Source organism: Amycolatopsis nigrescens CSC17Ta-90, from assembly GCF_000384315.1.
In the GTDB taxonomy this organism is placed as follows: domain Bacteria; phylum Actinomycetota; class Actinomycetes; order Mycobacteriales; family Pseudonocardiaceae; genus Amycolatopsis; species Amycolatopsis nigrescens.
In genome coordinates this window covers 3,456,944-3,474,748 of sequence record NZ_ARVW01000001.1, presented here as the reverse complement: position 1 = coordinate 3,474,748, position 17,805 = coordinate 3,456,944, and the positions used below count along the sequence as shown (strand labels likewise).

The following is a 17,805-nucleotide window of genomic DNA, read 5'->3' as shown; positions in this document are numbered from 1 at the left end:
CGGTCTGGTAACGCTCGATGTACTTGAGACATCTGCAGGTCACCGACTTCCGCTCGTGGCCGCAGGCCGACCTCGCGCTGGCACCGGGGCCCACGGTGCTGATCGGCCAGAACGGCCGAGGCAAGACGAACCTGCTGGAGGCGATCGGCTACGTGGCTACCCTCGGTTCGCACCGGGTGGCCACCGACGCCCCGCTGATCCGGCACGGCTGCGAGCGTGCGCTGGTGCGGGTCGCGGTGGTGAACGAGGACCGCGAGCTGACCGTGGAGCTGGAGATCACCGCCGGCCGGGCGAACCGGGCCAGGGTGAACCGCGGCGCGGTGGGCAGGCCGCGGGACGTGCTGGGCATTCTCCGCACGGTGCTGTTCTCCCCGGAGGACCTGGCGCTGGTGCGCGGCGATCCCGGTGAGCGCCGCCGGTTCCTGGACGAGCTGCTGGTGCTGCGCGCGCCGCGTTATGCCGGGGTGCGCGCGGACTACGAGAAGGTGCTCAAACAGCGGAACGCGCTGCTCAAGACCGCGGGCAAACGGCGGGGTCAGGCCAAAGAAGACCCGTACGCGTTGTCGACGCTGGAGGTCTGGGACAACCACCTCGCCGCGGCGGGGGCGCAGCTGCTGGCCGCGCGGCTGGACCTGGTCGCGGACCTCGCTCCGCATGCCGCGGCCGCGTACGCGGGGGTCGCGCCGGATTCGCGGCCCGTCGAGATCGGCTACCGGTCGAGCCTGGGCGCCGCACTGCCGGCCGGGTACGGCGTGCCCGGCGGGGAGCGCGCCGATGTCGAGACGCTGGCCGGGGTGATGGTCGAAGCGCTGGCCGGTACCCGGCAGGCCGAGCTGGAACGGGGGATCAGCCTGGTCGGCCCGCACCGGGACGAGTTGGAGCTGATTCTCGGCGAAGCACCGGCGAAGGGGTATGCCAGCCACGGCGAATCCTGGTCGTTCGCGCTCGCGTTGCGGCTCGGATCCTACGAGTTGCTGCGTGGCGAAGCCGGCGAACCGGTGTTGCTGTTGGACGATGTGTTCGCCGAGCTGGACCGGCGCCGCCGGGCCCGGCTGGCGGAGGTGGCTGCGAGCGCCGAGCAGGTGCTGGTGACCGCGGCGGTGGACGAGGACGTTCCCCAGGAGCTTCGTGGTACGCGGTTCACGGTAGGCGAGGGAGAGGTGCGCAACGCCGACCCGACCGCGCCTCCGGAAGACACAGAAGGTGAGGTCAAACGTGTCTGAGCGGGCTTCGGCAAGATCAAGTCGGCCACGCGGGGTGACCGGCGCCACAGGAGTTGCCCACCCATCTGGGGACAAACCTGTGGACAGTGTGGATAACACCGTGAACGCGTTATCGCCCGGCGTAATCACAGGGCCAAATGGTGGGTCCGATACCCCTCACGTGAGCGGTCCCCCAGCTGGGGTGCCCCCAGTCGGTACCGAGCGTGACGACGTCGAAGGTGGCGCTGGGCCGAACGGGACTCCGGCCTCCGGGCGCGACCTCGCCAAGGCCGCGCTTCAGGCGGCCAGGGACAAGGCCAGCGCCAGGGGTGCCGCGCCCGGCGCCCGCAAGCCGGGCACCCGTCAGCCGGGGCTGCCCGGTCAGAACCCCCGCCGTCGCCGGTGGTCCGGTGCCGGCGCCGACGCGCGCGACCCGCAGCCGCTCGGCAGGCTGGCCTCTCGGCTGGCCGTGGAGCGCGGCTGGAACAACCGGCTCGCCAACGGTCAGGTGTTCGGGCAGTGGGCGAAGCTGGTCGGCGAGGAGGTCGCCGAGCATGCCCAGCCGGTGTCGCTGCGCGAAGGCGAGCTGGTCGTGCAGGCCACGTCCACCGCGTGGGCGATGCAGCTGCGCTCGTTGCAGAAGCAGCTGCTGACCAAGATCGCGGCCGGGGTGGGACACGGGGTGGTCCGCCGGATGCGGATCCACGGGCCGACCGCGCCCAGCTGGCGGAAGGGACCACGGCACGTTTCCGGGCGGGGGCCGCGCGACACCTACGGGTGAGTACGGGCGTCAGCCAGGACGCCGAGACGCTTCGGCATGACGCTCAGCTACGGCCGGACCCATGCCCGGTTGATTTCGTGCCTCTGTGACGAAACCAGGGGTGTCCTTGCTGCATGTGAGCGAACACGGCCAAGTAGACTAAAGGGGAGCGAGTATTCCCTTGGGCTAGACGAGGAGAAACCAGGCCGGTGGCAGCGAACACGAACAACTACGGCGCATCGTCCATCACTGTGCTCAAGGGCCTCGAGGCGGTCCGCAAGCGTCCAGGTATGTACATCGGTTCCACCGGTGAACGCGGTCTCCACCATCTTATCCAGGAGGTCGTGGACAACTCCGTCGATGAGGCGATGGCGGGCTACGCGAGCAAGATCGAGGTGACCCTGCTCGCCGACGGCGGGGTCCGGGTCGTCGACGACGGCCGCGGCATCCCGGTCGCCATGCACCCGGTGGAGAACAAGCCCACTCTCGAAGTGGTGCTCACCCAGCTGCACGCGGGCGGCAAGTTCGACGGCGAGTCCTACGCGGTCTCCGGCGGCCTGCACGGCGTCGGCGTTTCCGTGGTGAACGCGCTCTCGACCAGGCTCGACGTGGAGATCCACCTCGAAGGCAAGATCTGGACCCAGCGCTACGAGATGTCCGAGCCGGTCGCGCCGGTCCAGGAGCAGGGCCCGACCAGCAAGACCGGCACCACGATCACCTTCTGGGCCGACCCGGAGATCTTCGAGACCACCACCTACAACGCCGAGACGATCTCCCGGCGGCTGCAGGAGATGGCGTTCCTGAACAAGGGACTGACCATCGTGCTGCGCGACGAGCGCGTCGCCGAGGAAGAGACCGAAGAAGATGCCGGCGGCCAGACCGCACGGGTGAAGGAACGCGTCTACCACTACCCCGGCGGGCTGGAAGACTTCGTCCGGCACATCAACGGCAGCAAGGACCCGATCCACCAGACCGTGGTCTCCTTCGACGCCAAGGGCGACGGCCTCGAGGTCGAGGTCGCGATGCAGTGGAACAACGGGTTCACGCCGTCGGTCTACACCTTCGCCAACACGATCAACACCCATGAGGGTGGCACCCACGAGGAGGGTTTCCGCGCCGCGCTGACCAGGGTGGTGAACGCCTACGCGCGGGAAAAGAAGCTGCTCAAGGAGAAGGACACCAACCTCACCGGTGACGACGTGCGCGAGGGGCTCGCCGCGATCGTCTCGATCAAGCTGGCCGAGCCGCAGTTCGAGGGACAGACCAAGACCAAGCTGGGCAACAGCGAGGCGAAGTCCTTCGTGCAGACCAAGACCAACGAGTGGCTGGCCGACTGGTTCGAGCGCAACCCGACCGAGGCCAAGATCGTGATCAACAAGGCGGTGTCCAGCGCACAGGCGCGGATGGCCGCCCGCAAGGCCCGCGACCTGGTGCGCCGCAAGGGCGCGCTGGACATCGGCGGGCTGCCCGGCAAGCTGAAGGACTGCCGCTCCACCAAGCCGGAGGAGTGCGAGCTCTACATCGTCGAGGGTGACTCCGCCGGCGGCTCCGCCAAGGAGGGCCGGGACTCGATGTACCAGGCCATCCTGCCGATCCGCGGCAAGATCATCAACGTGGAGAAGGCCCGCATCGACCGGGTGCTGAAGAACACCGAGGTGCAGAGCCTGATCACCGCGCTGGGCACCGGCATCCACGACGAGTTCGACGTGACCAAGATCCGGTACCACAAGATCGTGCTGATGGCCGACGCCGACGTGGACGGCCAGCACATCAACACGCTGCTGCTGACCCTGCTGTTCCGGTTCATGCGCCCGCTGATCGAGCACGGGCACGTCTACCTTTCGCAGCCGCCGCTGTACAAGATCAAGTGGCCGCGGGGCGAGCCGGAGTACGCCTACTCCGACAAGGAGCGCGACGGCCTGATCAAGGCCGGCGCGGAGGCCGGGCGGAAGCTGCCGAAGGACGACTCGATCCAGCGGTACAAGGGTCTCGGCGAGATGAACGCGGCGGAGCTGTGGGACACCACGATGGACCCCGCGCACCGGATCCTGCGGCAGGTGAACCTGGACGACGCGGCCACCGCGGACGAGCTGTTCTCCGTGCTGATGGGCGAAGACGTCGAAGCCCGCCGTTCGTTCATCGTCCGCAACGCCAAGGACGTTCGCTTCCTGGACGTGTAGTCCAGCCCGTGTCCAAATAGGACTGTTCGCACAAGAGGGACGAGAATGACCGAGACCTTGCCGCCGGAACACGACCGCATCGAGCCGGTCGACATCCAGCAGGAGATGCAGCGCTCCTACATCGACTACGCGATGAGCGTGATCGTTTCGCGGGCGCTGCCGGATGTGCGAGACGGCCTGAAACCGGTGCACCGCAGGGTGCTGTACGCGATGTACGACTCCGGCTTCCGGCCGGAACGCGGGTACAACAAGTGCTCGCGCGTAGTCGGCGAAGTGATGGGCAACTACCACCCGCACGGCGACTCGTCGATCTACGACGCGCTGGTGCGGCTCGCCCAGTCGTGGTCGATGCGGTACCCGCTGGTCGACGGCCAGGGCAACTTCGGTTCCGCCGGCAACGACCCGGCCGCGGCCATGCGGTACACCGAGTCCCGGCTCGCCCCGCTGGCCATGGCGATGCTGGCCGACATCGAAGAAGAGACCGTCGACTTCTCCGACAACTACGACGGCCGCACCCAGGAACCGGACGTGTTGCCGAGCCGGTTCCCGAACCTGCTGGTCAACGGCGGGTCCGGGATCGCGGTCGGGATGGCGACCAACATCCCGCCGCACAACCTGCGCGAGGTCTCCGAGGGCGTGGTCTGGGCGCTGGAGAACCCCGAGGCCTCCGACGACGAGCTGCTCGCGGCGCTGCTGCAGCGGGTCAAGGGTCCGGACTTCCCGACCAGGGGCCTGATCCTGGGCACCCAGGGCATCGAGGACGCCTACCGCACCGGCCGCGGCTCGGTCCGGATGCGCGCGGTGGTCGAGGTCGAGGAGGACGCCAAGGGACGCACCATCCTGGTCGTCACCGAGCTGCCCTACCAGGTCAACCCGGACAACCTGGTGGAGAACATCGCCAACCTGGTGCGCGACGGCAAGCTCACCGGCATCGCGGACATCGCGGACGAGTCCAACAGCCGCAGCGGCATGCGCATCGTGGTCACGATCAAGCGCGACGCGGTGGCCAAGGTCGTGCTGAACAACCTCTACAAGCACACCCAGCTGCAGTACAACTTCGGCGTCAACATGCTGGCGCTGGTCGACGGCGTGCCGCGCACGCTGCGGCTCGACCAGATCATCCGGCACTACGTCAAGCACCAGATGGACGTCATCGTCCGGCGCACCAGGTTCCGGCTGCGCAAAGCCGAGGAACGGGCGCACATCCTGCGCGGCCTGGTCAAGGCGCTGGACGCGCTGGACGAAGTGATCGCTCTGATCCGGCGCTCGCCGTCCGCGGACGAGGCCAGGCCGGCGCTGATGGAGCTGCTGGAGATCGACGAGATCCAGGCCACCGCGATCCTGGACATGCAGCTGCGTCGGCTCGCCGCACTGGAGCGGCAGAAGATCATCGACGAGCTGGCCAAGATCGAGGCCGAGATCGCCGACCTCAAGGACATCCTGGAAAAGCCGGAGCGGCAGCGGGCGATCATCCGCGACGAGCTGCAGGCGATCGTCGAGAAGCACGGCGACGACCGGCGCACCAGGATCATCCCGTTCGACGGCGACGTCTCCAACGAGGACCTGATCGCGGTCGAGGACGTGGTGGTCACCATCACCCGCACGGGCTACGCCAAGCGAACGAAAACCGACCTGTACCGCTCGCAGAAGCGCGGCGGCAAGGGCGTGCAGGGCGCCACGCTCAAGCAGGACGACATCGTCCAGCACTTCTTCGTGTGCTCCACGCACGACTGGATCTTGTTCTTCACCAACAAGGGCCGGGTGTACCGGGCGAAGGCGTACGACCTGCCGGAGGCCAACCGCAACGCGCGCGGCCAGCACGTGGCGAACCTGCTCGCCTTCCAGCCCGACGAGCAGATCGCCGGCGTGATCCAGATCAAGGACTACGAGGTCGCGCCCTACCTGGTGCTGGCCACCAGGAAGGGCCTGGTCAAGAAGACCAAGCTGACCGACTTCGACTCCAACCGCGCCGGCGGGCTGATCGCGGTCAACCTGCGCGAGGGTGACGAGCTGGTCGGCGCCGTGCTGGTCGGCGCCGAGGACGACCTGCTGCTGGTCTCCTCGGAGGGGCAGTCGATCAGGTTCCACGCCACCGACGAGGCGCTGCGGCCGATGGGCCGGGCGACGTCCGGGGTGCTCGGCATGCGGTTCAACGACGGCGACGAGCTGCTCGGCGTCAACGTGGTCGCGGAGAACAAGTTCCTGCTGGTCGCCACGGACGGCGGGTACGCCAAGCGCACCCCGATCGAGGACTACCCGGTGCAAGGCCGCGGCGGCAAGGGTGTGCTCACCATTCAGTACGACCGGAAACGTGGCAGGCTGGTAGGCGCGCTCATCGTCGACGAGGACGACGAGCTCTACGCGATCACGTCCACCGGCGGCGTTATCAGGACCGGGGCGAAGCAGGTGCGCAAGGCAGGGCGGCAGACGAAGGGAGTGCGGCTGATGAATCTCGGCGAAAACACCACCCTTCTCGCGGTCGCACGCAACGCGGACGAGCCCTCGGACGTCGGCAGTACAGACAGTGCTGGCACTGAAGGAGACGACACCAAGGCATCGGAGTAATGGTGCCCGGCGGGATAAGGACTGACGGTTCGTGACACCACCCGAGAACCCCGAACGACGCGGTGCGACGGGGTCGGCCGACCCGGCGACCGGGGCGGACGCCGCACCCCCGTGGCAGCGACTGGCCAAGGACAGCGGCAACGGTGCGGCGGACCAGGGCGGCGAGCAGTGGCCCGCCGCGCCGCCCCCCGCCGCTGCCGCCGAGGAGACCGCTTTCGTACCGGCCAGCGGCCCGGACCCGGCCGAGCACCAGACCGTGGTCACCGGGAGCGCGGCCAGGCGGCTGTTCGGTGACCCCGCCGACACCGGCCCGCAGGCCCCGCTCCAGGACGGCGGCATGTTCGGCCGGGAACCGCAGCACGTGGGCGCGGCCCCGCAGGCCAAGGGCCGCACCGCACCCACCGCGCTGCGCCGCCCCGGCCGCGGCCCGCGGCGCGCCAGCCTGCAGATCAAGCGCTTCGACCCGTGGTCGGTGCTCAAGCTGTCCCTGGTGCTCGGGGTCGCGATGTTCTTCGTCTGGCTGGTCGCGGTCGGTGTGCTGTACACCGTGCTCGACGGCATGGGCGTGTGGGACCAGCTGAACGGCACCTACACCAACCTGGTGCAGGGCGAAGGCACGTCGTCCGCGGCCGAACCGCTGATCAGCGCGGGTCGCGTGTTCGGCGTCGCGGCCGTGCTCGGCGCGATCAACATCGTGCTCGTCTCGGCGCTGGCCACGGTGATGGCGTTCATCTACAACGTGTCCGCCGACCTGGCCGGCGGGCTGGAGGTCACCCTCTCCGAACGTGAGTAACCCGGTGACGGCGAGCGGAAAGCCATCAGGTAATCTTCTCGCGTCCCAAGGGCCCATAGCTCAGGCGGTTAGAGCGCTTCGCTGATAACGAAGAGGTCCCAGGTTCAAGTCCTGGTGGGCCCACCCGAGTGACAGAGGCTCCGGCGAATGCCGGGGCCTCTTTCTTTTGTTCCTGCGGCTGGTGAGAGTGCGGGCCGGGCCGGGGTGCGCGAAGGTGTGAAGGACTGCTTTCACCACCACGAGGAGCGGGTCATGTCCAAGGACGTCGTCGAGCTGATTCTTGCCGATCACCAGCGGTTCGAAGAGCTGATGCGCGAGTTGCGCAATATCGAGGCCGACCGGGCGAAGTCGCGGGACGAGCTGGCCGCGCTGTTGGTCGCGCACGCGGAGGCCGAGGAGCAGGAGGTCTACCCCAAGCTCCGGAGCAAGAAGGCCGCCGAGGACGAGGAGGTCGAGCACGGCGAGAAGGAGCACGCCGAGATCAACGAGAAGCTGCTCGACTTCCTGGAACTCGACGAGCTCAAGGGCGACGACTACGACGAGAAGCTGGAAGATCTGGTCGAGGTCATCAACCACCACACCAACGAAGAGGAGCAGACCCTGCTCAACGACGCCAGGCAGGGGGTCGGCGCGGCGGAGCGCGAGCAGCTCGGGGTCGCCTTCCTGACCGCGCGGCAGGTGCTGCTCGACACCAACTGCGGGCGGGTCGAGAACGTTCGCCTGGTCGTGTCGAAGACCAAGGACCGCCTTTGATCGGTTCCACGTGGAACCACGGAGGCCCCGCAGCTCCTCAGCCGCCGTGCAGTAGCATCGACGGGCAGGCTGAGCAACTTGTCGAGGAGGGGCCTCACGTGAAGAAGCTTTTGGCACTCGCGGCCGTCGCGGGCGGCGTGCTGTTCGCGGTCAAGCGCAACAAGGACGCCAAGGCCGAAGCGGACCTTTGGCGTGAAGCGACCGCGCCGACCGAGAGTCCGCTCGGTGGCGTGTCCAGCAACGGCAGTGCGCCGGCCAAGGCGAGCTCGTCGGACGCCGCCAACAACTGATCTCCCGTGTGCGGCCCCGCGCCGCACACGACTGGGGCTGTAGCTCAATTGGTAGAGCACTGCCTTTGCAAGGCAGGGGTCAGGGGTTCGATTCCCCTCAGCTCCACCCGCTCTTCGGTGCCGCCTGTTCGGCGGGCACGCTTGGTTCTGTTAGGTAATCCCGTTTCCGACGACTGCTGCCGGACAGACTGACCACATGGGACTGAAAACCGACGTCGCGCCCGCGCGCCCGTTGCAGCGCCGCCGCAGAGGCACCGGCGTCCTGGCCCTGATCGCGTTGCCGTTCGCGGTGCTGGCCGTGCTGCGGCTGGTCGGCATCGACGGCAACAGCTACACCGCCGCGGCCCTCGCGCTGACGCCCTACGCCACCGCCGCGGGCCTGGTGCTCGGGGTGCTGACCCTGATGCTGCGGCGCTGGTGGATCGGCGGGGTGGTGACGTTGCTCGCCGTTTCGCTCACGTTCGCGGTCGTGCCTCGCCTGGTCCCCGAGGAACAGCCCACCCCGGCCGGTGGGCGCCCGCTGCGCGTGCTGTCCGCGAACCTCTACCTCGGGCAGGCCGACGCGAAAGCGATCGTCGACCTGGTGCGTGCGCACGACGTCGACGTGCTGAACCTGCTCGAGCTGACCCAGCCGTCGGTGAATGCGCTGACCGACGCGGGCTTGTTCGCCCTGCTGCCGCACCGCGTTCTGGACCCCGAGCCGGATGGCTACGGCTCGGGCATCGTGTCCCGGCATCCGCTCACCGAACTGGCCCTCGCCAAGCCGTCCCGACCCCAGCAGCCGAGTGCCAGGGTGGACCTCGGCGGCGGCGCGAGCGTGGAGATCGTCGCGGTGCACCCGCTGCCGCCCACGATGTCCCCGCCGGACTGGAAGTCCACGCTCGGCGGGCTGCCCCTGCCCACCGCCGACCTGCCGGTGCGCATCCTGGCGGGGGATTTCAACGCCACCCTGGACCACGCCCAGCTGCGGGACCTGCTCGACGCGGGGTATACCGACGCCGGTGCCGAACGCGGCGCGGGGTTCACCCCGACCTGGCCGGACGGGATCTTCCCGCCACCGGTGACCATCGACCACGTCCTCGCCGACGAGCGGACCGCGTTCAACGACTACCAGGTGTTCGAGGTCCTGGGCAGCGACCACTCCGCCGTCTACGCCGAGCTCACCATCCCCACCCGCGGGTCGTGAGCCTGCCTACTCGCCGTGCTGCCGGCGCACCATCTCGTTGATCCAGCTGGGCGCGAACGGAGACGTGCAGTTCGGCGGAGTCGGGTAGTCCTTGAGCACCTGGAGGCGCTCACCGATGTCGATCGCGCGGGCGCGGTGCTCGGCGTGCTCGATCCCGATCTGGGCCAGGCAGTGGTTCATCGCCCACTGCAGGCGATCCGGGGCACCCCGCAGCTCCGTCTCGATGACGTCGAGTAGTCCGGTGAGGTCGAGGCCCTCGGGCTTCTTCGCCACGCGCTCGGTGGTCAGTGCCCAGCCGGCACTCGCGACCACCGGATCCGGGTCGGCGGACCAGGCCAGGCGCAGCTCTTCGACGTGCGGGTTCTTCTTCACCACGTAGTTCACCAGCCAGTCTTGCACCTTGGGGGTGCGCGCCTGGCGCAACATGACGTCCAGCTCGTCGCGCTCGAACGACTTCGGGCGGCAGATCAGGAGCGCCAGCAGTTTCGCCGCGGTGTCATCCGTCTCCCAGAGCCGGAGCGCAAGTTCCTGCTGCGTCTTCAGCCGCTTCGCGAGCGCGCGCAGTTTGGTGAGGTTCACACCGTGATCGTCGCCGTGCTTCTCGTTCACCTCGCGTGCCCGCGGGTCCTCGAGCGCGGCCAGCTCGGCCACCACCTCGGCCAACGTCGTCTCGGCCACCGTCTTGGTCACCTCAGCCTCCTGTCCGTCACCTGTGCGCGTCAGCCTACGAGGTAGCACCGACAGGCGGCGAAGCGGAGATGGACGTATGTCTTGAACAAATGTCTAAGACGTGCGTACAGTAGGGCTCATGAAGAACCAGAACATCCTGATCTCGGGTGCCGGCGTCGCCGGGCCCGCACTGGCCTACTGGCTGCGCCGGTACGGGTTCAAACCGACCGTGGTGGAGCGGGCGCCGGCTCCGCGCGAAGGCGGCTACGCGGTGGACTTCCGCGGAGCCTCGCTCGAAGTGCTGAAGCGGATGGGCATTCTCGACGAGGTGCGCGCGGTCGGCACCGACATGGGGGATATGACCTATGTGGACAGTGCGGGCCGGAAGAAGGCCAGCACGCCGCCGGTGGTGTTCAGCGGGGAGCTGGAAGTACTGCGGGGAGACCTGGTTTCGATTCTCTACGAGCGGACCAGACACGACGTGGAGTACGTCTTCGGCGACTACGTCACCGAGATTTCCCAGCACGACAACGGGGTGACCGTCGGCTTCGAGCGGGCGGGGCGGCGGGAGTTCGATCTGGTGGTCGGCGCGGACGGGCTGCACTCCGCCACCCGCGCACTGGCTTTCGGTGCGGAGGAACGGTGCATCCGCGATCTCGGGTTGTACGTCTCGGTTTTCACCACGGCCAACCACCTCGGTCTCGACCACGCCGGGCGGTTCCACAACTCGCCGGGCAAGATCGCCGGGCTGTACAGCGCGCGCGAGAACACCGAAGCCAAGGCGATGGTCTACTTCGCGTCCGAGCCGCTTTCCTACGATCGCCACGACGCCGAGCAGCAGCGGAAACTGCTGAACGACGCGTTCGCCGGTGCGGGCTGGGAGGTGCCCCGGCTGCTCGCGGCCGCGGCGGACGCACCGGACTTCTACTTCGACTCGATCAGCCAGGTGCACCTGGACCACTATTCGTCCGGCCGGGTCGCGCTGGTCGGGGACGCCGGCTACTGCGCGTCTCCGTTGTCCGGCATGGGAACTAGCCTCGCGCTGGTCGGCGCGTACGTGCTGGCCGGCGAGCTGGCCGCGGCCGGCGGCGAGTACCGCGGCGCGTTCGCCCGCTACGAAGCCGAAATGCGCAGTTTCGTGCGAGCGTGCCAGAAGCAGGCCCTGGACAGCGACAAGTGGTTCGTCCCGCGCACGAACCTGATGATCCGGGCGAGGAACCTGAGCTACCGGCTGATTCCGTACCTGCCGTGGAAGGGCATCTTCGAAAAGGTGGCGCTCAAGGTCGCCAATGCCATCACACTCAAGGACTACCAGGGGTGAGGAGTCCTGGCGCGGCGCCCTGCAACACCGCGCCAGGACTCCTTCAGGTACCGGGTACTGATTCGGAGCGCACCCGGTTGGCCATCAGGTCCCGCGCCCGGCAGCGGGCGCGGCTGGCAAGACATTCGGTGGCCCGGCGAGTGGTGCCGAGCTGACCGGAGATTTCGTCATGGGAGAGGCCGTGCCCGAGCCGCAGCAGCACGAAGCACTCCCGTTCGCTCAGGCAGACCCCGCACAGGTCGATCACCCATCGCGCCTCGTCCCGGTCCGCCGCCGTGTCGGCCGGGTCGGCGACCTGCGAAGGCAGCAGCCGTGGGTGGCTGGCGACCTGCTGTGCGGTGTTCCGCCGACGTGAGTCGTCGATGCACAGTCGTTTGATCACGGTCATCAGGAACGGGGCGAGCCGGTCCAGATCCAGCCCGGGATAGCCGACCGCGCGAAGGAAGGCGTCGTGCACGATGTCCTCCGCGTCCGCCTCGAGCCCGTACCGTCCGGCCACCCTGATCAGGGCGGGCCGCAGGGAGGCGCACTCTCGCCAGAATCTGTCGCCCTGTCCGCGGGCAGACGTGACAACACTCCTATCACCCCTGTTCATCTTGGTCGTCCCTTCGCCCGCCGCAATTGATTTCCGTGGGCGGCACGAAAACTTCCCTGGCGGGCGCGCTCATCGAGCTCCGTTTGTTGTGAGCAACCTTCGCATTACGCTCCGGCTGTCTCCTACCGCCGTTCGTGGGATGCCGTGAGGCAGTTTTAGCTCTCAGTGATCGTGCTCACTGAGAGCGAATTGGCGAGGAATCGTATTCACCGATGGAGTCGCCCACAAGGCGTTCCGCCATCCGACTTACCGTTGTCGTTTCGTTGAAGGGTGAACATGCTTCGCAGACGATTGTCCAGATGTGCCGCCGTAGCGGTTGCTTTTTCACTGTCGGCCGGGCTGCTGCCGCCGGCCGCGCAGGCTCAGCCGGCGCCCGGCGGCGCCATGCTGCTCACGGTAAACCCAGGTGAGCGGCCGAAACCCGATGCCGAACGCGCGACACTGACCTGTTCGCCGCTCGGTGGTTCGCATCCCCTGAGGGCGGCGGCCTGTGCCGAGCTGGTGCGTGCCAATGGGGACATCTCCGCGGTCTCGATAGATCCGCAGCGTCCCTGTCACCTCATCTACTCGCCGGTGACTGTTACTGCGAACGGACGCTGGAATGGCCGACAGATATCTTATCGGGAGACCTTCCCCAATAATTGCGTACTGGACGTAATAAAGGGTCCGTTGTTCCGTTTTTAAGTTTTAACTCAGGTTCAACTTTCAAGCACTGTGGCCGGCCCCGTCCATGCGGCGGGGCCGCCCGGTCGTTTTCGACTGAGCGGCCCCGTAACGGAATTATTATGGCGAACTTCGCCTCAGCCCGCCTCGCGAAGCAGGATGTCCACCGCCTGGTCGTTGCGGGTGGTCTGCTCTTCGATCTGCTCGTCCGGCGGGTAGAAGCCGTCGATCCCGCCGCTCTTCGGGTACATCTCGAAGGTGTAGCTGAGGATCTTGTGCTTGCCCCAGGCCCAGTCGTTGACGTCGCCGTCGGTGATGTACAGGTCGCTGGACTGCTCCGGGGTGTAGCCGTTGGTGCCGGCCATCTCCTTGCCCACGTCCTGGAAGCGCTTGGCCTCCTCCGCGGTCATGCCCTCCGCGGTGTCGTCCTCGGTGAAGCCGTACGGCCACAGCACGAGCTCGGAGAAGGTGTGGAAGTCGATGTGCGCGGTGAACTTCCGCGACGAGATGAAGTCCGCCACCGCCTTGGTCTCCGGCTCCGAGAACGCGGACGGCCCGCGGTAGTCCTCGTCCCCGGGTTGGTCGCTCGAACCACCGCAGCAGCCCCACTGGTAGTCCCAGTTGCGGTTCGGGTCGGTGCCGATCTCGCTGCTGCCGGGCACCGGCTGGCGAGTCTTGCGCCAGCCCTGGTACTCGCCGCCGGAGATGTCGTACTCCGAACCGTCCGGGTTGACGTTCGGGATCAGGTAGATCTCCCGCCCGTCCACCATCTCCTTGATCTTCGGGTCGCTCGCGTAGCCGTCGGTGAAGCGCTGCGCGATGTGCAGGCACATCTCCGTGGTCAGGTGTTCGCGGGCGTGCTGGTTGCAGGTGAACAGCACCTCCGGCTCGTCTTCGTCGGTCGCCGCGTTGTCGCTGATCTTGAGCACGTTGAGGTCTCGGCCCTCGTAGGACTTGCCGGCGCTGGACAGCTGCGCGATATCACCGTGATCGGCCACGACCTGCTTCAGCTCGGCGGTGGTCTCCGTGTACGTGTGGTACTTCTCGTCGCCCGAGGGAAACTCGTCGGCCTGTGCGGAACGGGCCTGGCCGGGGACAACACTGCGTTGCTTCAGCAGCGCGTCGAAGTCGCCGATCTGGTCCACGGTGAACCCGTTCGCGCGCAGCGTGGCGGCTTGCGCGGGGTTCGCGACCACGGTGAGCGCGCCGTTTTCGGTGCCGGCGACGTCCACCCCGGTGCGGGCCACCGCGGTGCGTTTCGCCGCGTCGTCCGCGCCGCGCACGTGGTAGAGCCCCCGTTCCGGGACCTGCTGGTCGGTCTGGGCCACGGCACTGGGCGCGGTGGCCGCGAGCAGCGCCAGGCCGGCGGCCGCGGCTATCGCGCGCCAACTGCGGCGGGTAATGGACATCTCGCCTCCGAACGGTTACCGAAAAGGGTCGACCCAGAATGCGTCAGTGATTTGCTGACGGACAACCCAACGATCGTTGGTGCCTATTCACATCAACACTCAGGGCCAGAGCCGGTCCTGCCGCCAGCCGTTCCCGTCGCGGAGGTAACGCAGCCGGACGTGCCGCCGGTCGTGGGCGGCCTGCCAGAACTCCACGACCGCGGCCTCGATCCGGTAGCGCGTCCAGGAGTCCGGCACCAGGTCAGGGTTCTCCCGCAGCTTGCGCTCGGCCTCCTCGGCGGCGAGCTCTATCTCGGCCGGGTCGGTGAGCACCTCGGACTGCCTGCCGATGAACGCTTCCACCCGCGAAGCAGGCGGGCGGTCCCGGAAGTCGGCCTCCGACACGGCCGGGTCGACCGGGCCGGCGGTGCCCCTGATCCGGACCTGACGGCCACGGCCCGGCCAGAAGAAGGTCATCGCGACCCGCGGGTCGCCCGCCAGCTGCCTGCCTTTCGGGCTCAGCGCGCTGGAGGCCACGTACCAGCCGGCGGCGTCCACGTCCTTGAGGATCACCACCCTGGCGTCCGGCGCGCCATCTTCGTCCACTGTGGACAAAGTGCCGGCGTGCGGGGCGAGCACGTGCGCGCCGGCTTCGTCCAGCCAGCTCAGGAACAGCTCGTGCGGGCGTGCCGGTGCGCCGGACGGGTCGAACTCCGGCAACTCACCGGGGAACGACGGCCAGCCACGCAGTGCACTCATGCCGCGATCCTCGCAGAGCCGTCGTGGTTGACTGGGCGGGTTATGCGACTCTTCCCGCTTTGCCTCGTGGTAATGGCCGGGTTGACGGGCTGTGCCCAGCCCGAGCCCGGTTCCCAGCCGAGCGCGCCGCCACCGAGCCCCCCGGCGGCGGCGCAGCCGCCACCCGATCCGGAGCCCGCCGCGCCAGGGCCCTGTCCCTATCTGGACGACACCTTCGTCGAGCGGGCCAACGGGCAGAAGGTGTCGAAGGTGCGCAAGTCCGCGGACGAACCGCATCCCGCCTGCTTCTTCTATGCGCTGAACGGGAAGTTGCAGCTGACCGTGCGGGTGTACGTCGGCGAAGCGCCGGTAGCGAAGGCGCTGGTGGACAAGGTGGCGCCGGTGGACACCAGCAACCCCGCGGACGAACCCGCTGGCTGGCAAGGCGGATACCAGTCGACCGGTACCGATGGCAGTGCCGATATCGCCGGTGCCGTGTACGCGGTGGCCAAACAGGGCAACGCGGTGGTCGCCACGACCAACCAGGAGCAGACCGTGAAAGCACGTACCGTAGTCAAACAGGTGATAACCGCTCTCGGTCTGTGATCGTGCTGGCACGCTGCGGCGCGGAATTGATCTTGTACTACCCTGGCGGCACTCGCGGCCGTCGAGGACAAGCGCGGCACCGGCTCAGGTCCCCCGCCCCCGGTGACGCGTCAGGGCTGCGAAAAATTCGTGAACTTCGAACAACAAAGGAAATATTGCCGTGGCTGAAACCCTCAAGGAAATCCTGCTCGACTCCAGCCGTCGTCCGGCCGTGGTGACCGATCTGCAGACCCTGGTCGACGAAGAGGTCTCCGACAAGGGCGGTGTCTCCGGCGCTGTGGTCAAGACTGGCTACGCGGCGGTCAAGAAGATCAAGCCGGGCATCATCCCGGCCGCGGTGGACACCCTGCTGGACGACTTCACCGTCGCGCTCGAGCCCTTCCACGCCGACTACAAGGCCAAGGGCGGCGCGGACTTCGGCGACTACCTGTCGGGCCGCTCGGACGAGGCGGCGGACGCGCTGCTCAGCGTCACCGACGCGCGTGCCGACAAGAGCAGCCGTGACAGCATCAAGAAGGTCTACGGCAAGCTGCGCCCGAACGGCAAGAAGAACGTCGAAGAGGCGCTGCCCCGGCTGGGCAAGCTGATCGACAAGCACGCCGCCGGCGCGTGAGCTAGCCGCACCGCGAACGAAGGCGGGCCGGGCAACCGATCGGTTGCCCGGCCCGCCTTTTGCCGTCGGTGCTAGTTCTTCTTCTCGGTGCTGCTCGGGTTGCTCGCCTGCTGGCCGTTGCGCGGCGCGGGCTTGGCTTCGGGCTTCGCCGAAGCGGGCTTGGCCGGGGGCTTCGGCGTGGCCTTCGCTTCCGGTTTTGCCTCGGGCTTCGCCGGTTCGGCCGGCTTCGCGGCGGGCTTGGCCGGCTCTGCCGGTTTCGGCGTCGCGGCCGAGTTCGGCGTGCTGCGCGGCGGCGACGGGGCCACCGGCGGCTGCGGCTTCGGGCGGAGGGCGTAGGCGGCACCGGCGGCGACCGCGCCGAGGCCGAGCACCAGCGGCCACTTGCGGCGCTTGCGCTCGCCCTTCGCCGCGGACTTGGCCTCCACCAGAGCGCTCTTGAACTCCTTCTTCGCGCTCTTGAAGTCCTTCTTGCCGCGGCGCTTGGACTGCCCGCCCGCCTTGGCCGCCTTGATGGCCGCCTTCTTCGCCTTGCGGCCGGGCTTCTTCAGCTCCTCCACCCTGGCGGCCGCTTCCTTTCGTGCCTGCTTCGAGCTGCGAGCCAGCTCCTTGCGGGTGTGTCCGGCCTTGCGGGCCAGCTTCTTGCGAGCCCGGCGGCTGGTCTTGCCGGCCTCCTTGCGTGCGACGTCGGCGCCCTCAGTGAGCTTCCGCTCGGCGACCTCTGCGACCTGTGCTGCCGCCTCTGCCCCCGCCTGACCAGCTTCGACAGCGCGTTTACGCAGGCCGAGCAAACCGGTCTTCGCCGACTCACCCACCGAATCCGCGGCCCGAGTCATGGCCTTCACCTCGTCAATCGTTTGGATTTTGCTTCGTTGCTTGTAACCTATCGTGCCCCTTTCCGTCCCATCGTGCCGCAGATGGCACGATGAGTCTCGTGACTGAAAGCAACGGATCCCTCGTTGGTGGAGGCCTGAAGGCCACGTTGCACACCAACCAGGGCGATATTCACCTCAACCTCTTCCCCGACCACGCCCCCAAGACAGTGGGCAACTTCGTCGGTCTCGCCGAGGGCAGCAAGGACTACACCCAGCCGAACGCGAAGGGGGAGACGTCGGGGCCGTTCTACGACGGTTCGATCTTCCACCGGGTGATCGACGGGTTCATGCTGCAGGGCGGCGACCCGACCGGCACCGGGCGCGGTGGCCCCGGCTACAAGTTCGGCGACGAGTTCCACCCGGAGCTGCAGTTCAACAAGCCGTACCTGCTCGCGATGGCGAACGCCGGGCCCGGCACCAACGGCTCGCAGTTCTTCATCACGGTCGCGCCGACCACGCACCTGAACTTCAAGCACACGATCTTCGGCGAGGTGGCCGACCAGGAGTCGCGCAACGTCGTGGACTCGATCGCCCGTACGGCGACCGGGGTGGCCGACAAGCCGCTCGAAGACGTGGTGATCGAAAAGGTCGAAATCAACCGCGAAGGCTGA

General features: G+C 67.9%; 18 protein-coding genes and 2 tRNA genes. 15 read left to right on the top strand and 5 right to left on the bottom strand.

Going from position 1 to position 17,805, the window contains the following annotated elements; genetic code table 11:
* Positions 1–17 precede the first annotated feature (17 nt).
* The 10 genes from recF to AMYNI_RS0116170 all read left to right on the top strand — a co-directional run bounded on the left by recF (position 18) and on the right by AMYNI_RS0116170 (position 9,729).
* Entirely contained in the window at positions 18–1,223 is a 1,206-nt protein-coding gene (gene recF, locus AMYNI_RS0116215; RefSeq protein WP_020669072.1) for a DNA replication/repair protein RecF, read from the top strand.
* A gap of 160 nt (positions 1,224–1,383) precedes the next feature.
* Positions 1,384–1,983 (top strand): DciA family protein, encoded by a 600-nt coding sequence (locus AMYNI_RS0116210; RefSeq protein WP_157357372.1) that lies wholly within the window; start codon positions 1,384–1,386, stop codon positions 1,981–1,983.
* Positions 1,984–2,171: 188 nt separating this feature from the next.
* Positions 2,172–4,142, top strand: a complete 1,971-nt coding sequence (gene gyrB, locus AMYNI_RS0116205) for a DNA topoisomerase (ATP-hydrolyzing) subunit B (protein WP_020669070.1) — start codon at positions 2,172–2,174, stop codon at positions 4,140–4,142.
* Positions 4,143–4,187: 45 nt separating this feature from the next.
* Positions 4,188–6,707, top strand: coding sequence for a DNA gyrase subunit A (gyrA, locus tag AMYNI_RS0116200; protein ID WP_020669069.1), 2,520 nt, complete (start codon positions 4,188–4,190; stop codon positions 6,705–6,707).
* A 31-nt stretch (positions 6,708–6,738) separates the two neighbouring features.
* A complete protein-coding gene (locus tag AMYNI_RS49555; RefSeq protein WP_020669068.1) occupies positions 6,739–7,500 on the top strand; it encodes a DUF3566 domain-containing protein in 762 nt (253 codons plus the stop codon).
* A gap of 49 nt (positions 7,501–7,549) precedes the next feature.
* Positions 7,550–7,623: transfer RNA gene (locus AMYNI_RS0116190), tRNA-Ile, on the top strand.
* Positions 7,624–7,752: 129 nt separating this feature from the next.
* Complete coding sequence (locus tag AMYNI_RS0116185) at positions 7,753–8,253, top strand: hemerythrin domain-containing protein (RefSeq protein WP_020669067.1); 501 nt, start codon at positions 7,753–7,755, stop codon at positions 8,251–8,253.
* Positions 8,254–8,351: 98 nt separating this feature from the next.
* Positions 8,352–8,543 (top strand): DLW-39 family protein, encoded by a 192-nt coding sequence (locus tag AMYNI_RS0116180; protein WP_020669066.1) that lies wholly within the window; start codon positions 8,352–8,354, stop codon positions 8,541–8,543.
* A 33-nt stretch (positions 8,544–8,576) separates the two neighbouring features.
* Positions 8,577–8,649: transfer RNA gene (locus AMYNI_RS0116175), tRNA-Ala, on the top strand.
* A gap of 90 nt (positions 8,650–8,739) precedes the next feature.
* Positions 8,740–9,729, top strand: coding sequence for an endonuclease/exonuclease/phosphatase family protein (locus AMYNI_RS0116170; RefSeq protein WP_020669065.1), 990 nt, complete (start codon positions 8,740–8,742; stop codon positions 9,727–9,729).
* Positions 9,730–9,735: 6 nt separating this feature from the next.
* Here AMYNI_RS0116170 and AMYNI_RS0116165 read toward each other — a convergent pair whose 3' ends face one another.
* The gene (locus AMYNI_RS0116165) at positions 9,736–10,407 is read right to left on the bottom strand and encodes a DNA alkylation repair protein (RefSeq protein ID WP_157357993.1); all 672 of its coding nucleotides are present in this window, start codon (positions 10,405–10,407) and stop codon (positions 9,736–9,738) included.
* A 130-nt stretch (positions 10,408–10,537) separates the two neighbouring features.
* On the opposite strand from AMYNI_RS0116165, the gene AMYNI_RS0116160 reads away from it, so the two are divergent.
* Positions 10,538–11,719, top strand: coding sequence for an FAD-dependent monooxygenase (locus AMYNI_RS0116160; protein WP_020669063.1), 1,182 nt, complete (start codon positions 10,538–10,540; stop codon positions 11,717–11,719).
* A gap of 43 nt (positions 11,720–11,762) precedes the next feature.
* Here AMYNI_RS0116160 and AMYNI_RS44675 read toward each other — a convergent pair whose 3' ends face one another.
* A complete protein-coding gene (locus AMYNI_RS44675) occupies positions 11,763–12,314 on the bottom strand; it encodes an RNA polymerase sigma factor (RefSeq protein ID WP_084628389.1) in 552 nt (183 codons plus the stop codon).
* A gap of 276 nt (positions 12,315–12,590) precedes the next feature.
* On the opposite strand from AMYNI_RS44675, the gene AMYNI_RS50765 reads away from it, so the two are divergent.
* Entirely contained in the window at positions 12,591–12,998 is a 408-nt protein-coding gene (locus tag AMYNI_RS50765) for an SSI family serine proteinase inhibitor (protein ID WP_084628388.1), read from the top strand.
* Positions 12,999–13,114: 116 nt separating this feature from the next.
* Here the strand turns inward: AMYNI_RS50765 and AMYNI_RS0116150 are convergent, their stop codons facing one another.
* Both AMYNI_RS0116150 and AMYNI_RS0116145 read right to left on the bottom strand, forming a co-directional pair.
* The gene (locus tag AMYNI_RS0116150) at positions 13,115–14,386 is read right to left on the bottom strand and encodes a M14 family metallopeptidase (protein WP_020669061.1); all 1,272 of its coding nucleotides are present in this window, start codon (positions 14,384–14,386) and stop codon (positions 13,115–13,117) included.
* 99 nt (positions 14,387–14,485) lie between these two features.
* Positions 14,486–15,124, bottom strand: a complete 639-nt coding sequence (locus AMYNI_RS0116145; protein ID WP_020669060.1) for a pyridoxine/pyridoxamine 5'-phosphate oxidase — start codon at positions 15,122–15,124, stop codon at positions 14,486–14,488.
* A 72-nt stretch (positions 15,125–15,196) separates the two neighbouring features.
* Between AMYNI_RS0116145 and AMYNI_RS44670 the strand changes: the two genes are divergently transcribed.
* Positions 15,197–15,709 (top strand): DUF2020 domain-containing protein, encoded by a 513-nt coding sequence (locus AMYNI_RS44670; RefSeq protein ID WP_051116333.1) that lies wholly within the window; start codon positions 15,197–15,199, stop codon positions 15,707–15,709.
* A gap of 160 nt (positions 15,710–15,869) precedes the next feature.
* Complete coding sequence (locus AMYNI_RS0116135) at positions 15,870–16,322, top strand: DUF6918 family protein (RefSeq protein ID WP_020669058.1); 453 nt, start codon at positions 15,870–15,872, stop codon at positions 16,320–16,322.
* Positions 16,323–16,393: 71 nt separating this feature from the next.
* Here AMYNI_RS0116135 and AMYNI_RS0116130 read toward each other — a convergent pair whose 3' ends face one another.
* Positions 16,394–17,155 carry a hypothetical protein gene (locus AMYNI_RS0116130; RefSeq protein WP_020669057.1) on the bottom strand — a complete coding sequence of 254 codons (762 nt, stop codon included), beginning with the start codon at positions 17,153–17,155 and terminating at the stop codon, positions 16,394–16,396.
* A gap of 89 nt (positions 17,156–17,244) precedes the next feature.
* Between AMYNI_RS0116130 and AMYNI_RS0116125 the strand changes: the two genes are divergently transcribed.
* The gene (locus tag AMYNI_RS0116125) at positions 17,245–17,805 is read left to right on the top strand and encodes a peptidylprolyl isomerase (protein WP_026360520.1); all 561 of its coding nucleotides are present in this window, start codon (positions 17,245–17,247) and stop codon (positions 17,803–17,805) included.

Excerpts from the sequence above, each read along its gene's own strand:
- gyrA (WP_020669069.1), top strand. The coding sequence starts at position 4,188 with ATGACCGAGACCTTGCCGCCGGAACACGACCGCATCGAGCCGGTCGAC.
- AMYNI_RS0116130 (WP_020669057.1), bottom strand. The coding sequence starts at position 17,155 with ATGACTCGGGCCGCGGATTCGGTGGGTGAGTCGGCGAAGACCGGTTTG.
- AMYNI_RS0116170 (WP_020669065.1), top strand. The coding sequence starts at position 8,740 with ATGGGACTGAAAACCGACGTCGCGCCCGCGCGCCCGTTGCAGCGCCGC.
- AMYNI_RS0116125 (WP_026360520.1), top strand. The coding sequence starts at position 17,245 with ATGAGTCTCGTGACTGAAAGCAACGGATCCCTCGTTGGTGGAGGCCTG.
- AMYNI_RS0116185 (WP_020669067.1), top strand. The coding sequence starts at position 7,753 with ATGTCCAAGGACGTCGTCGAGCTGATTCTTGCCGATCACCAGCGGTTC.
- recF (WP_020669072.1), top strand. The coding sequence starts at position 18 with ATGTACTTGAGACATCTGCAGGTCACCGACTTCCGCTCGTGGCCGCAG.
- AMYNI_RS44675 (WP_084628389.1), bottom strand. The coding sequence starts at position 12,314 with ATGAACAGGGGTGATAGGAGTGTTGTCACGTCTGCCCGCGGACAGGGC.
- AMYNI_RS44670 (WP_051116333.1), top strand. The coding sequence starts at position 15,197 with ATGGCCGGGTTGACGGGCTGTGCCCAGCCCGAGCCCGGTTCCCAGCCG.
- AMYNI_RS50765 (WP_084628388.1), top strand. The coding sequence starts at position 12,591 with ATGCTTCGCAGACGATTGTCCAGATGTGCCGCCGTAGCGGTTGCTTTT.
- AMYNI_RS0116160 (WP_020669063.1), top strand. The coding sequence starts at position 10,538 with ATGAAGAACCAGAACATCCTGATCTCGGGTGCCGGCGTCGCCGGGCCC.
- AMYNI_RS0116145 (WP_020669060.1), bottom strand. The coding sequence starts at position 15,124 with ATGAGTGCACTGCGTGGCTGGCCGTCGTTCCCCGGTGAGTTGCCGGAG.
- AMYNI_RS0116150 (WP_020669061.1), bottom strand. The coding sequence starts at position 14,386 with ATGTCCATTACCCGCCGCAGTTGGCGCGCGATAGCCGCGGCCGCCGGC.